Consider the following 14,290-nt stretch of genomic DNA (forward strand, 5'->3'; position numbering starts at 1 on the left):
CAAAATTTATACCGTCCGCCGATAGTTTTATCCGGATTTGATGCCCTTCCCAATATTGTTTGCCTCGTAAGCATTTATCAAGGGAGTAGGACATGGATTTCTTATATATCGGCGGCTTGCTGGCTTGCAGCGTCGCGATGTGGGCATTTGTCGTTGCCTGCAAAAAGCTGGAGGACATGCAATGAGCGTCATGCAAATACTGGGGCTGGCCGTATCGGTCGGCCTGTTGGCGTACCTGGTTTACGCCCTGATCAAGCCGGAGGCCTTCTGACATGACTGCCTCAATTACCCAACTGGCGATCTATCTGGTCGTCCTGCTCTTGCTGTCGGTGCCACTGGGCTGGTACATCGCCCGCGTGATGGAAGGCAAGTCCGCCGTCAATCGCATCTTCGGCGGCATGGAAAATTTTCTCTACCGCTTGTCCGGCATTCGTACGGATGCTGAAATGGGCTGGAAGCAATATGCGCTGGCGATGCTGCTGTTCAACATCGTCGGCATGTTTGTCGTTTACGCCCTGCAACGCCTGCAACTGTGGTTGCCGCTGAACCCGGCCGGCATGGCCAACGTCAGTGCCGACTCGTCGTTCAACACCGCCGTCAGCTTTGTCACCAACACCAATTGGCAGGGCTACGTCGGTGAAAGCACCATGAGCTACCTGACGCAGATGCTGGCGCTGGCGGTGCAAAACTTCTTCTCCGCTGCTACCGGTATCGCTGTCGCGTTTGCCTTGATCCGTGGCTTCGTACGTCACAGCAGCAAGAGCATCGGCAACTTCTGGGTCGACATGACGCGCTCCAGCCTGTACGTGCTGTTGCCACTGTCGGTGCTGGTCGCCGTGGTGCTGATGAGCCAGGGCGTGATCCAGAACTTCAAATCTTATGTGGAAGTGTCTACGCTGGAAACCACCGTCTACACCGTGCCGCGCCTGGATCCGCAAGGTCAGCCGCTCAAGGATGAGAAGGGCAATCCGCTCGTCGATGAGATGAAGACCACCAAGCAAACCTTGCCGATGGGCCCTGTCGCCTCGCAGGAAGCCATCAAGATGGTCGGCACCAACGGCGGTGGTTTCTTCAATGCCAACTCGGCGCATCCGTTTGAGAACCCGACACCGCTGTCGAACTTTGTGCAGATGCTAGCGATCCTGATCATTCCCGCTGCGCTGTGCACCAGCTTCGGCATGCTGGCCGGCGACCGCCGTCAGGGCTGGGCGATTCTGGCTGCGATGACCTTGCTGTTTATCGTCATGACGCTGACGGTGATGTACTTCGAGCAGCAGCCTAACCCCGCGCTTGCTGTGGCCCATGCCGCGCAGGGCAACGGCATCAGCGGCATGATGGAAGGCAAGGAAACCCGCTTCGGCATCATCGCATCGAGCTTGTTCGCGGCAATCACGACGGCGGCATCCTGCGGCGCGGTTAACGCCATGCATGACTCGCTGTCGCCGCTGGGCGGACTGGTGCCGATGTTGCAGATGCAGCTGGGCGAAGTGGTCTTCGGCGGCGTTGGCTCAGGCTTGTACGGTATGCTGATTTTCGCGGTGCTGGCGGTCTTCATCGCCGGCCTGATGATTGGTCGCACGCCGGAATATCTGGGCAAGAAGATCGGCGTGTTCGACATGAAGATGATGTCGATCGCCATTCTGATGACGCCGGCGCTGGTGCTGGTAATGACGGCGATTTCGGTGATGGTCGAAAACGGCCTGGCCGGTATCGCCAACCCCGGCGCGCACGGTTTCTCGGAAATCCTCTACGCCTTCAGTTCGGCCGCCAATAACAACGGTAGTGCCTTTGCCGGCCTGTCCGCCAACACACCTTACTACAACGTCATGACCGGTATCGCCATGTGGCTGGGCCGCTTCGGCATCATCGTGCCGGTGCTTGCCATGGCAGGTTCGCTGGCCGGCAAGAAGCGTCTGGCGGCAACCTCCGGCACCTTGCCGACGCACGGCCCGCTGTTCGTCACGCTGCTGATCGGCGCGGTGATCCTGGTCGGTGCATTGACTTATGTCCCGGCGCTGGCGCTGGGTCCGGTGATCGAGCATCTGCAGATGCTGGCGATTCACTAATCATTGGAGAAAAACATGGCAAATAGTCCTGCCAAAAAAGTTGTAACCCCGGCTGCTACGGTTGCTGCTACACAAGTGAGCACACCGACAGCATCCGGCGCGCAATCCGCCACCAAATGGATGTTCGATCCGGCCATCGTCAAACCGGCCATGATCGACTCATTCCGCAAGTTGTCGCCACGCGCTCAGTGGCGCAATCCGGTGATGTTCGTGGTGTATCTCGGCAGCATCCTGACCACGCTCTTGTATGTCCAAGCGCTGAACGGTCAGGGCGAAGCGCCGGCCGGCTTCATCCTGGCAGTCGCGGTCTGGCTGTGGTTCACCGTCTTGTTCGCCAATTTCGCCGAAGCACTGGCGGAAGGCCGCAGCAAGGCACAGGCAGCATCGCTGCGCAGCGCCAAGAAGAGCGTGGTTGCCAAGAAGCTGCAACGGGCAAACCGCGCTGACCGTTGCGAATTGGTGGAAGGCACCAGCCTGCGCAAGGGTGACTTCGTACTGATCGAAGCAGGTGACTATGTCCCGGCCGACGGCGAAGTAGTCGAAGGCGTCGCTACCGTTGACGAGAGCGCCATCACCGGCGAATCGGCACCGGTGATCCGCGAGTCGGGCGGCGACTTTTCTGCCGTCACCGGCGGTACCCGCGTGCTGTCGGACTGGATCATCGTGCGCGTCACGGTGAACCCGGGCGAAGCCTTCCTCGATCGCATGATCGCCATGGTGGAAAGCGCCAAGCGCCAGAAGACACCCAACGAGATCGCATTGACCTTGTTGCTGGTCGCACTGACCATCGTGTTCCTGCTGGTGACGGTGACCTTGCTGCCGTTCTCGGTGTTCAGCGTTAACGTTGCCCATGGCGGTTCGCCCGTCACCGTAACTGCCCTGATCGCCTTGCTGGTGTGCCTGATCCCGACCACCATCGGCGGCCTGCTGTCGGCCATCGGTGTGGCCGGCATGAGCCGTATGATGCAGGCCAATGTCATCGCCACCTCGGGACGCGCAGTGGAAGCCGCCGGCGACGTCGACGTGCTGCTACTGGACAAGACCGGCACCATCACGCTCGGCAATCGCCAGGCCTCGACCTTCCTGCCCGCCAATGGCGTGAGTGAACAAGAGCTGGCCGATATCGCCCAACTTGCTTCGCTCGCGGATGAAACACCGGAAGGCCGCAGCATTGTGGTGCTGGCCAAGAAGCGCTTCAATCTGCGTGAACGCGAGATGGCGACGCTGGGCGCAGTCTTCATTCCCTTCACCGCTCAGACACGCCTGTCCGGCGTCGACATCGGCAACCGTCAGATCCGCAAGGGCGCAGCTGATGCCATCCGCAAGCTGGCTGAGCAAGCCGGCCAACAGGTTCCGGCAGAAGTCGCTGCAGCCGTCGATATCGTCGCCCGTCGCGGCAGCACGCCACTGGTGGTGGCAGAGACCGACGTATCCAACGGCTCCATCCGTGTGCTCGGCGTGATCGAGTTGAAGGACATCGTCAAAGGCGGCATCAAGGAGCGTTTCTCCGAGCTGCGCCGCATGGGTATCAAGACCATCATGATCACCGGCGACAACCGTCTCACAGCGGCGGCGATTGCGGCCGAAGCGGGCGTTGACGACTTCCTCGCCGAAGCCACGCCGGAGAACAAGCTGTCGCTGATCCGTCAGCATCAAAGCGAAGGCAAGCTGGTTGCGATGACCGGTGACGGCACCAACGACGCGCCTGCGCTGGCACAAGCCGACGTTGCGGTCGCCATGAACACCGGCACGCAAGCAGCGAAAGAGGCCGGCAACATGGTGGACCTGGATTCCAATCCGACCAAGCTGATCGAGATCGTTGAGATCGGCAAGCAGATGCTGATGACGCGCGGCAGCCTCACCACCTTCAGTATCGCCAACGACGTCGCCAAGTACTTCGCCATCATCCCGGCGATGTTCGCGACCACGTATCCGCAACTGGCGGCGCTGGACATCATGCATCTGAACAATCCTTCGTCGGCGATCCTGTCGGCGGTGATTTTCAATGCGCTGGTGATCGTCGTGCTGATCCCGCTGGCCTTGCGTGGTGTGCGTTATCGGGCATTGGGCGCGGCCGTGCTGTTGCGTCGCAATCTGTTGATTTACGGTTTGGGCGGTTTGATCGTGCCGTTCGTGGGCATCAAGCTGATTGACGTGCTGCTCGGCGTATTCGGTCTGGCCTGATCCCGTTCTGCACTTATTCTGTACAAGGAGTTATTCATGAAAACTTATTTGCGTCCCGCCGTTTCTCTGTTCATTTTCATGTCAGTGATCCTTGGTGGTATTTATCCTGCTGTCGTGACCTTGGTCGGGCAGGCATTTTTCCCCAAGGAAGCAAACGGCAGCGTCATCGTGCGTGACGGCGTGCCGGTCGGTTCGGAACTGATCGGTCAGAACTTCACCGAGCCAAAATACTTCTGGGGCCGTATCTCGGCAACCGGCACGTTTCCCTACAACGGCATGGCCTCCGGTGGCAGCAACCTGGGGCCGTTGAATCCGGCGCTGGTGGATGCTGCGAAGGGAAGGGCGGAGGCTTTGCAGGCGGCCAATCCTGGTTCTGCCCGGGAGATTCCTGTGGATCTGCTGACCTCTTCGGCAAGCGGTCTGGATCCGCAGATCAGTCCGGCGGCGGCTGAGTATCAGGTGGTGCGGGTGGCGCAGGCGCGGGGTTTGTCTTTGGACAAGGTGCGCGAGCAGGTGAAGGCGCAGACTGAGGCACCACAGTGGGGCTTGTTTGGTGAGCCTCGGGTGAATGTGTTGAAGTTGAATCTCGCGTTGGATGCGTTGAGCAAAACTTAAGATGTTCTGTTTTATTGTTTTTTGTTTGCTTGCTTTTGCTTTTTGGTAGCTTCGGTTTTCTTTCTCCGGACGGGCCGGGGTTGCCGGGGGCCGCCCCGGCAAGGTCGTCCGAAGAATGAAAGTCGAAGCACCCACAGAACAGAGTCGGAAGCAACTACTAACAATCCCAAACATCATCAACACATCCGAAAAAAGCCCATTTCAAACTACAATACCCCCACCATGCCCACCCGCCCCAACCCCGACGAACTGCTCGACCGCGTCATGCGCGACGAAGACCGTCAGGCGCGTGGTCGTCTCAAGATTTTCTTTGGCTCATCCGCCGGCGTCGGCAAAACCTACGCCATGCTCGCCGCCGCACAAAACCTGCGCGAGCAGAATGAAGACGTCATCGCCGGCATCGTAGAAACCCACGGTCGCGCCGACACCGAAGCCATGCTCGAAGGCATCGAGCGCTTGCCGTTGCGCAGTACGCAATACCGCGACCGCACGCTCTACGAATTCGACCTCGACGCCGCGCTCGACCGCAAACCGCATGTCATCCTCGTCGACGAGCTGGCGCATTCCAATGTCCCCGGCTCACGTCACGCCAAACGCTGGCAAGACATCGAAGAACTGCTGCACGCCGGTATTCACGTCTACACCACCGTCAACGTCCAGCACATCGAAAGCCTTAACGACGTGGTCGGACAGATCACGGGTATCCGCGTGCATGAGACGATTCCGGATCATGTCTTTGACGAAGCCGACGAGGTGACGCTGGTGGATCTGCCACCTGACGAGCTGTTGCAGCGTCTCAAAGAAGGCAAGGTCTATCTGCCACAACAGGCCGAGAAGGCCGGTCGTAATTTTTTCCGCAAAGGCAATCTGCTGGCGCTGCGAGAGATCGCTTTGCGCCGCACTGCCGATCGCGTCGATGCCGATATGCGCGAGTACCGCGCCGACCGCTCCATCGTGCAGCTGTGGCAAACCAAGGAACGTATCGTGGTTGCCATCGGCGCGCGTGCCGACGAAGACAAGCTGGTGCGTGCCGCTGCTCGGTTGGCGGCCAAGTTGCAGGCGGATTGGCTGGCGGTGCACGTGGATGCCCCGACATGGCCGCGCGTCACATTGGCCGGGCGCGAACGCATTCTCAAGAATCTCAAGCTGGCGCAATCGCTCGGCGCTGAAACCGCCAGTATTACCGGCGAAGACGTGGCGCAGGCGCTGGTGCAGTTTGCACGCAGCCGCAACGCCGGCAAGCTGGTGATCGGTCAGTCGCATGGCCACCGCTGGACACGTTGGACGCGCTGGTGGCGCAAGAATCTGGCCGAGCGCATCGGATCCGAAGGCAAGGATATCGACGTCTATACCGTGGCGCGTCCGGCGAGTTCCGGGCAGGATGAAAGTCCGAGGCTTGCAGCAGAAGAAACACGCGACGACAGCGGACGATTGCGCCGCCGCCGCGGCTATCTGTGGGCGACGATCAGTTGTGCTTTAACGACTGCCTTGGCCTGGTGGCTGATCGCTTATCTGCATCCGGCCAACGTGATCATGCTGTATCTGGTTGGCGTGATGATCGTTGCGGTGCGCTATGGCCGCTCGGCGTCGGCGTTGGCGTCGATCCTGAGTGTTCTTGCTTTCGATTTCTTTTTCGTGGCACCACGGTTTTCCATCACCGTCTCTGATGCGCAATATCTGATTACCTTGATGGTGATGCTGGCGGTGTCGCTGTTCATCAGTTCGCTGGCATCGCGCATGCGGCATCAGGCTAACGTCGCGATGTTACGTGAAGCACGCGCAGGCAACCTGTACATGCTCGGCAAGGAACTGGCGGCGGTGCTGACGCTGGAACAGATCCTGGAAATCGGCCGCCGTCATCTCGGCGCAGTGTTTGGTGCAAAGACCGCATTCTGCCTGCCGGATAGCGGTGAGCACGTTCGTGTCGCCGCGCCGGAACAACATGATGCCCATGCCTTGCAGCAGATCGATCTGGGGGTTGCGCAATGGGTTTATGACAATGATCAGGCGGCCGGACATGGCACAGCGACTTTGCCGGCGGCCCAGGCCTTGTATCTGCCGTTGAACGCCACCATGCGTACGCGCGGCGTACTGGCTTTTGTCGCTGACGATCCTTTGCAACTGGCCTTGCCGGAGAACCGGCAGATGCTGGAGATTTTTTGTTCGCAGATCGCCATGGCTATCGAGCGTTTGCACTATGCTGAAGTGGCGCAGGACGCGTTGGTGACGATGGAGTCGGAGCGTTTGCGTAATTCTTTGTTGTCGGCGATTTCGCATGATCTGCGCACACCGCTGACTTCGCTGGTAGGCAGTGCCGAGGCGCTGGCGCGGCAGCCCTCGCTTGGCGCGGATGAGCGAGAGATGGCACTCACCATCAGCGAACAGTCACAGCGTATGTCGGGGCTGGTGGAAAATTTGCTCGACATGGCACGCCTGCAATCGGGCGGCATCACGCTCAACCGGCAGTGGAACTCGATCGAAGAAATCGTCGGTACCGCTTTGCGTCTCCTGAACAAGACATTGGGCGAACGCCGCGTCGAGACGCATCTGCCGGTCGACTTGCCACTGGTGCGCTTTGATGCGGTACTGATCGAACGTGTCTTCGCCAATCTGATCGAGAACGCCGTGAAGTATGCGCCGGCCGGTGAGATCATCGTCGTTGAAGCCAGAGCGAACGCGGGCATGATGGAAATCAGTGTGATCGACCGCGGGCCGGGTTTCCCCGCAGGCATGGAAGAGCGTGCATTTGAAAAATTCACCCGTGGTGACACGGAGTCGAGCACGCCTGGTGTCGGTCTTGGTCTGGCGATTTGCCGCGCCATTGTTGATGCGCATGGTGGCACGATACGCGCATTGCCGGCTGATGGCGGCCGTGGTGCACGCGTGTGTTTTACTTTGCCCCTGGATAAACCACCGGCTTTACCCGAAGAGGAATAGCGATCATGTTGGATCACGCAGGCAATATTGTTTTTGTCGAAGATGACGCCCACATCCGCAAGCTGGTGCGCGGCGCCCTTGAGCAAGAGGGCTTTATCGTCCATGAAGCTCGCACCGCGCGCGAAGGCATGGTGGAAGCCGGCACGCGCAAACCGGATCTGGTGATCGTTGACCTCGGCTTGCCCGATCAGGATGGCAAGCAGGTCATTGCCGACATCCGCTCGTGGAGCGATGTACCGATCGTCATCTTGTCGGCACGCACGCAGGAGGCGGAAAAGGTCGCTGCACTTGATGCCGGCGCCGACGATTATCTGACGAAGCCCTTCGGCGTGCCGGAGTTGCTGGCGCGTATTCGTGCGCAACTGCGCCGGCGCAGCCAGGCCAGCGCCGCCACCGGACGTTTTCGACTTGGCGATCTGCTGTTCGACTTGCCGGCGCGTACTGCCAGCAAAGGTGGTGAGCCGGTGCATCTGACCCAGATTGAGCATCGCCTTATCTCTACACTTTTACGGGACGCCGGGCGCGTGATTACTCATCGCCAACTGCTGGCGGCAGGCTGGGGGCCGTCGCATACGGAAGATCATCATTACTTGCGCATTTACATGCAACGCCTGCGTCAGAAGTTGGAGGATGATTCCGCGCAACCGAAATATATCCTGACGGAAATTGGTGTGGGATACCGTGTGGTGAACGTCGAGCCGGCTTGACGACGAATCGAACGAATTAGCTACGTTATCGCGTGATAACTAGAATTAAATGATTTTATGAAAGAAATTCAATGTTTTAAATGCAATATCCTCCTTTAGAATAAGATAAACAGGAGGTTCGACGATGCGAGCGTTGCAGCGAATGAAATTGTGGCAACGAATCGCGTTGCTGGGATTGATGGGGCTGGTGCTGGTTGCCCCTCCTTTTTATCTCTACGTTGATGGCGCAAACAAAAGCATCGACGTATCGACTTTTGAATACGCTGGACTCGAACCCGGCAAAGCCGCTCTGAGGGTGCTGCAGGCTGCACAACAGCATCGAGGCTTATCCGCCGCTTTCCTTGTTTCAGGCCAGATGGCGCAGCAACGCAGCGATACGGCGCGTCGCATGGAGCTGGCGCTGGATGAGCTTGCGCAGGCTATGAAGCCCGGTGGTCTTTCTTCTTCAGCTCTCTGGCAGAAGATTCGTTCTGAATGGAACGCCCTCTCCAAAAGCATTGGCACTCGCGGCCTGACTCCCAGCGAAAGTTTTCAACTCCACACCCAGCTTTGTCAGGACCTGCTGCTGCTGATTGAACGCATCAGCGATAGTTACAAACTCACCCTCGATACCGATGCGGACGTCTACTATCTGGTTCATGCCGTTTACTTCGACTTGCCTCAGCTGACCGAATATTTCGGGCAGGTGCGCGGCATGGGTGTCGGCGTGTTGAGTAGCGGGAATGTTACTCCAGAGGTGCGCACAAAAATGTACGGATTGATTGCCGGAGCACGTCTGTACGGCAAGACGACTACCAGATATTTCGAGAAAGCCTATGAAGCCCGCCAGGCGCTGAAGGATCGTTTTGCGCCAAGCATCGCCGCAGCCACTGCGCAGGGTAGTGAAGTGTTGACGATGGCAAACGATAATATTGCCGCAGCCAATGGTGTCAGTCTCGCACCTCAGGAATACTTTGATCTTGTAAGCAAGGCAATCGAAAGGCAATATCAGATTGCCTTTGCTGCGGTGGATCAATTGCAATTGCTAATTAATGAACGGGTCGAGCAACAGCGCGAGATGCGTAATCTGCTCTCTGGTGTCGTCATACTGATCGCAGTGCTAGCGGTACTGTTTGGTTGGTTTGTCTGCCGTAGTTTGGTCCGACAACTAGGCGGTGAGCCAGGCGACGTGATCCGTGTCTTGAAAAAAGTTGCGCAAGGCGACCTGACGCAACGTATAGAAGTGGATCCCGGCGATCACTCCAGCCTGGTGTGCCAGATGAAAGAGATGGTTGATCGTTTGTCGATAGTTATCACCGAGGTCGCAACAGGCGCATCCGTACTGGCCGACGCATCTCATGAAATCAGCAGCACGGCGCAACTGCTGTCTTCCGGCGCAAATGAACAGGCCGCCGGCGTTGAAATGACCAGCGCGTCGCTGGAAGAAATGTCTTCCTCGATCACCAGCAATGCCAAAAACGCAAAAATTACCGAAGCACTGGCAGGCCAGGCTGCCGGGGATGCGAGTGAGGGCGGTGCTTCAGTGCGTTCGACCGTGATTGTGATGAAGCAGATTGCGAAGATGGTCGATATGATCGACGACATCGCTTACCAGACCAACCTTCTTGCTTTGAACGCCGCTATTGAAGCCGCCAGCGCCGGCGGGCAGAGCCGTGGTTTTGCGGTTGTCTCTGCGGAGATTCGCAAGCTGGCAGAACGCAGCCAGACGGCTGCGCAGGAGATCGGCGAAGTTGTCGGCAAGAGCGTCGAACTGGCGGAGAAATCCAGCGATATGCTGGCGTTGCTTGTGCCGCGGATCGAGCAAACGGCAACGCTGGTGCAAAACATTACACAGGCTTCTGCCGAGCAGGCCTCGGGCGTGGGGCAAATCAATTCGGCGTTGTTTCAACTCAGCATGACAGTGCAGCAGAACGCTGCAGGATCAGAAGAACTGGCTGCCACCGCTGAAGAAATGAGCTCACAAGCTGAAAAATTGCGCCGTTCCATTGCCTTCTTTAAAACGAGGGAAGAGCATCATGTCGATGACAAGAAGACACGGTCATTGAAAAACCAGTCTCAATTGCATGGCCGTGTTGGCGTGCTCCCGCTGGTAGCGCGACCCGAGACAGATTAAGTACGGCTACATGTCTTTACCTACTCTGCGCGGCGAAACCTAAAGATCCCCCCAGATGTCGATCTGCCGCCGGATCACACCCGCATGTCCGTCGCAGATGATGAGTACTTCTCTCGTGCCGCTGCGCATCACAAAACGAAAATACTCCGCATCGGCACGCTGGACGAAACTCTCGCTTTCTATCTTGCCGCCACCTGCCACGCCGTTGGTCTTAGTCATTGCTGCCATCGTCTCCATGGCGGCACGGCGGCAGGCGGGCAAGTGATTTCTGGCTTCCAGCGAAGGGCCGTAATCCTCCGGCGAGCGATAGGGTACAACCGCGTGCGCCTGCTGGAGACTCAGCACCACATACAACATGACCATCAGCATTACACCCCATGCCGCTTTCTTCTGCCGGTTGCGGCGCTTTGCCGCGGCGTTCAGACGATCGCCAAGAGTGTGCTTGTGTGAGGCAATGAGGTAGTGGCGCATGATGGCCTCCGGAGCAAATGGATACGGTTGATCAGAACGTGCGCGAGACTGCCAACACTAACTGGTCGCGGCCCAGGTTCTTGCCCTTGACGGTGTAGCCCGCATCCTTGGCGTTGGTACCGGTGTAATAGGCCGCGAGAACGTAGCCGGAGAAGTCGCGGTTCAGACCGAGCTTCCAGTCTGTGTATGACAGGTTGGATGCATTGGGACCGGTGTAGCGTTGATGACCGACGTGCGCTACGCCGTTGATACCGGCAAACAATTCATGCGTCAGCGACAAGTCGATGTAGTTGGAGCCGCGTGTGTCGGCGCTGCCGAAAGTATTGCCGACGGCATAGGAGTAGCGCAGCGAGATCCATTTGGCGTCGAGGCCGAGATACAGCTCGTTGGTGTCGGCCTTGGTGTAGCCGCTGGGGAAGCTGCCCGGATAAGCGTAGTGCAGGAAGCCGACGTCGCCCGTCAGCGTGTCATTGAACTGATACTTGAAGCCGCCGTAGATGTCGGCTTCCAGGCTGGCTGAAGCGCTCGGTGTGGCGTCGCTGATCCAGCTGATGTTGGAGGCCCAGATGCCTGCATACAAACCGCTCTCATGCGACAGATCGAAGCCGCCTTGCAGAGCAGGCTTTTCATTGGTCTGTGTCAGGCCGCGGAAGACGTACTGGCTGTAGAGGCCGATATTGGCGCTGGTGGTGAAGGCCGGAGCAGGCGCTGCTGCTGTTTGAGCGTCGCTGCTGTCCGCCGCCATCGACGGCGTGGCTTGCAGCAATGCCGCCGCTCCTGTTGTCAGCACCAGCAGGCGGGCAAGCGCCAGGGGAAAGCTCTTCGGGGATGTCATTTTCTTGTACTCCACATGTCAGGTTGATGTGGAGTACAAGATAAAAAAAGCGGCGTTTAATTCTTATAAAACTTCAGCCCGGCAGAATAAACATCACGTAAAAACCAGCGATATTTTTTCTGCTACAGGTGATTTACATCACACCCAACACGGCTTCCAGATCTTCCTCTTCGCTTGGCGGCACCGACATGTCGAGCACTGCTTCGATGTGATTCAGATGTTCGATCATGGACGCCACGGCCTGTTCGGCATTGCCGGCGGCGATGGCGTTGATGATGTCGCCGTGTTCGTCGTGGGTGCAGGCGGGCACGGTAGGTGAGTCGTAGAGCACGATGATCAGGCAGGTCAGCGAAGCCAGCTCGCGCATCATCTTGCTCATGACCGGGTTCTCGACCATGTCGGCGATACGAATGTGGAACTCGCCTGACAGGCGGATGATCGCGCGGCGGTCGTTGGCTTCGCGCGCCTGCGCTTCCTGTGCGACATGCTCGCGTAGTTGGGCCACGTGTTCGGGTTTGGTCTGTTCGCACAGATGGCGCAACAGCGCCGGCTCGATCAGACGGCGCGCCGCAAAAATGGCGCGCGCTTCGCTTGGCGTCGGGCTGGCAATAAAGGCGCCGCGATTCGGGATGGTGGTGATCAGGCCTTCGTGGCTCAAGCGCGCCAGCACTTCGCGCACACGCGTGCGGTTGACGTTGAAGATGCCGGCCAGCTTTTCTTCCACCAGCTTGGTGCCGGGTGTGAGGCGGTGCTCCATGATGGAAGTAAGGATGCGCTCATAAATGATGTCGCCTGCCATCGGCCGGGCGCTGACGGCTTGCGCCGGGAGCGGGCTGTTTTCCGGTTTGCTGACGGCTTTCTTTCTTGCTGTGCTGGCTTTGGTTGTGGCTGCTGCGGTGGTGCTGGTCATTTCTCTGTCCTGAATAAGTATCCCAGGACATGTGCTGCATGTGCGTCCGATGGGCGTCAATTTTGTGGAGACATATTGTCACAATTTTAAAAAAAATTCCCCACATTTATAAAATATTTTGTCGCACTGATTTGGTTTGATTTTCTCGAGTTTGCACCAGCATGGGCCCTGATTGCTGTGCGATGACGGTGATTTCAAGCTGATTCTGCCGTCCACAAAACATTTTTATAGTTAAAACAGTCCTGGCACAGGTATTGCATTAATTGTCGCAATGAATAAATTAAATTGTCACAATTTATATTCTCATTGTTCATTTTTTGCTTTATTTACTGTCGCCTTCACTGTCTTATTACGGGAGAGTCACCATGCCATACCAAGCACAACAACCACAAAGCACACAAAAAACATCACGTCTGTTTGTCTTTCGTACCGCTGCGGTGACGCTCGGCCTGGCATGCAGCCTGGCTTTCGCCGGTTCGGCACAGGCTCAGTCCAAGCCAAAATTCAAGCTGGCCTACGCCAAGTGTGCGCACTGTATGTCTATGGCGTTGGTGCCTGAGCTGGCCAAGAACGTTGACATCGAAGGTATCAACTTCACCGCCGGCAGCGACGCGCTGACCGCGCTGGTGTCCAAGAGCGTGGACATTGCGCAGGTGACGTATCTGTCTTTTGTCAGTGGCCTCGACAAGGGTTTCGATCTGGTGGCGGTATCAGGCCAGGTCAACGGCGGCTCCGAAATGCTGGTCGGCAAGGACACGGCATTGGCATCCGACGACTGGGCCGGTCTGAAAAAGCTGATCGCTGAATACAAGGCGCAAGGCAAGCCGTTCCGCATCGCCGCCTCCCGCGGTAACGCACAAGACTTGCACATGCGCGGCGAACTGGCCTTGAACGGCATCAACCCGAGCAAGGACGTGCAGTTCGTCAACATCCCGAATCCATCCGACCACGCAGCGGCCTTGCAACGCGGCGAAGTCGAGCTGATCTGCTCGGTTGAGCCATTCGCTTCGCAAATTCGCATGACCGGCGTCGGCAAGCATTTTGCCTTCCCCTACAAGCAAGCTGCAGGTCGCCTGACCAACCTGATCGTCACCCGTTCGGACGTGATCAAGGAACATCCGGCTGAAGTGAAGGAAACCGTCGCTGCCGTAGTGCGTCTGGTCGACAACCTGCAAAAGGACAAGCAAGCCTGGGTCGCCAGCATCGTCAAGGGCACCGGCCTGGACAAGACCGTCGCCACCGAAGCGCTGAAGAATTCCTACCCTGACTACAAGATGTACCGCGCACAGACGCAAGCCATCGGCACCATGATGAAAGAGTTGAAGTACATCTCCACCGACGTCTCGTCGCAGATCGACAAGAACATGGACTACAGCTTTTTGATGGAAGTCACCAAGAAGCCGAAGACCGAACTGGGTTATTGATCCGAGCGGCGCACCACGGATTGAGTCA

11 protein-coding genes are annotated in these 14,290 nt (G+C 57.8%); 8 read left to right on the forward strand and 3 right to left on the reverse strand.

Annotation, left to right across the window (positions count from 1 at the left end):
- Positions 1-181 precede the first annotated feature (181 nt).
- The 7 genes from kdpF (at position 182) to PQR63_RS09520 (ending at position 10,622) form a co-directional block, all read left to right on the forward strand.
- On the forward strand, positions 182-271 hold the full coding sequence (gene kdpF / locus PQR63_RS09490; protein WP_007883498.1) for a K(+)-transporting ATPase subunit F: 90 nt from the start codon (positions 182-184) through the stop codon (positions 269-271).
- A gap of 1 nt (position 272) precedes the next feature.
- Positions 273-2,066 carry a potassium-transporting ATPase subunit KdpA gene (gene kdpA / locus PQR63_RS09495; RefSeq protein ID WP_408167608.1) on the forward strand — a complete coding sequence of 598 codons (1,794 nt, stop codon included), beginning with the start codon at positions 273-275 and terminating at the stop codon, positions 2,064-2,066.
- A gap of 120 nt (positions 2,067-2,186) precedes the next feature.
- Positions 2,187-4,250 carry a potassium-transporting ATPase subunit KdpB gene (kdpB, locus tag PQR63_RS09500; protein WP_408167786.1) on the forward strand — a complete coding sequence of 688 codons (2,064 nt, stop codon included), beginning with the start codon at positions 2,187-2,189 and terminating at the stop codon, positions 4,248-4,250.
- Positions 4,251-4,286: 36 nt separating this feature from the next.
- Positions 4,287-4,865: a potassium-transporting ATPase subunit KdpC gene (gene kdpC, locus PQR63_RS09505; RefSeq protein ID WP_408167609.1), complete on the forward strand. Its 579-nt coding sequence runs from the start codon at positions 4,287-4,289 to the stop codon at positions 4,863-4,865.
- 222 nt (positions 4,866-5,087) lie between these two features.
- Positions 5,088-7,802, forward strand: coding sequence for a DUF4118 domain-containing protein (locus tag PQR63_RS09510; RefSeq protein ID WP_408167610.1), 2,715 nt, complete (start codon positions 5,088-5,090; stop codon positions 7,800-7,802).
- Between the two features lie 5 nt (positions 7,803-7,807).
- Complete coding sequence (locus tag PQR63_RS09515) at positions 7,808-8,509, forward strand: response regulator (RefSeq protein ID WP_408167612.1); 702 nt, start codon at positions 7,808-7,810, stop codon at positions 8,507-8,509.
- A 124-nt stretch (positions 8,510-8,633) separates the two neighbouring features.
- Positions 8,634-10,622, forward strand: coding sequence for a methyl-accepting chemotaxis protein (locus tag PQR63_RS09520; protein ID WP_408167613.1), 1,989 nt, complete (start codon positions 8,634-8,636; stop codon positions 10,620-10,622).
- A gap of 39 nt (positions 10,623-10,661) precedes the next feature.
- On the opposite strand, the gene PQR63_RS09525 is transcribed toward PQR63_RS09520, so the two are convergent.
- The 3 genes from PQR63_RS09525 to PQR63_RS09535 form a co-directional block, all read right to left on the reverse strand.
- The gene (locus PQR63_RS09525; RefSeq protein ID WP_408167614.1) at positions 10,662-11,093 is read right to left on the reverse strand and encodes a hypothetical protein; all 432 of its coding nucleotides are present in this window, start codon (positions 11,091-11,093) and stop codon (positions 10,662-10,664) included.
- Between the two features lie 31 nt (positions 11,094-11,124).
- Positions 11,125-11,928 (reverse strand): TorF family putative porin, encoded by an 804-nt coding sequence (locus PQR63_RS09530; protein ID WP_408167615.1) that lies wholly within the window; start codon positions 11,926-11,928, stop codon positions 11,125-11,127.
- Positions 11,929-12,061: 133 nt separating this feature from the next.
- Positions 12,062-12,838 carry a GntR family transcriptional regulator gene (locus PQR63_RS09535; RefSeq protein ID WP_408167616.1) on the reverse strand — a complete coding sequence of 259 codons (777 nt, stop codon included), beginning with the start codon at positions 12,836-12,838 and terminating at the stop codon, positions 12,062-12,064.
- A 365-nt stretch (positions 12,839-13,203) separates the two neighbouring features.
- On the opposite strand from PQR63_RS09535, the gene PQR63_RS09540 reads away from it, so the two are divergent.
- Entirely contained in the window at positions 13,204-14,262 is a 1,059-nt protein-coding gene (locus tag PQR63_RS09540) for an ABC transporter substrate-binding protein (RefSeq protein WP_408167617.1), read from the forward strand.
- Positions 14,263-14,290 lie beyond the last annotated feature (28 nt).

The sequence above is a fragment of the Herbaspirillum rhizosphaerae genome (assembly GCF_046025915.1).
In the GTDB taxonomy this organism is placed as follows: Bacteria; Pseudomonadota; Gammaproteobacteria; order Burkholderiales; family Burkholderiaceae_D; genus Herbaspirillum; species Herbaspirillum rhizosphaerae_A.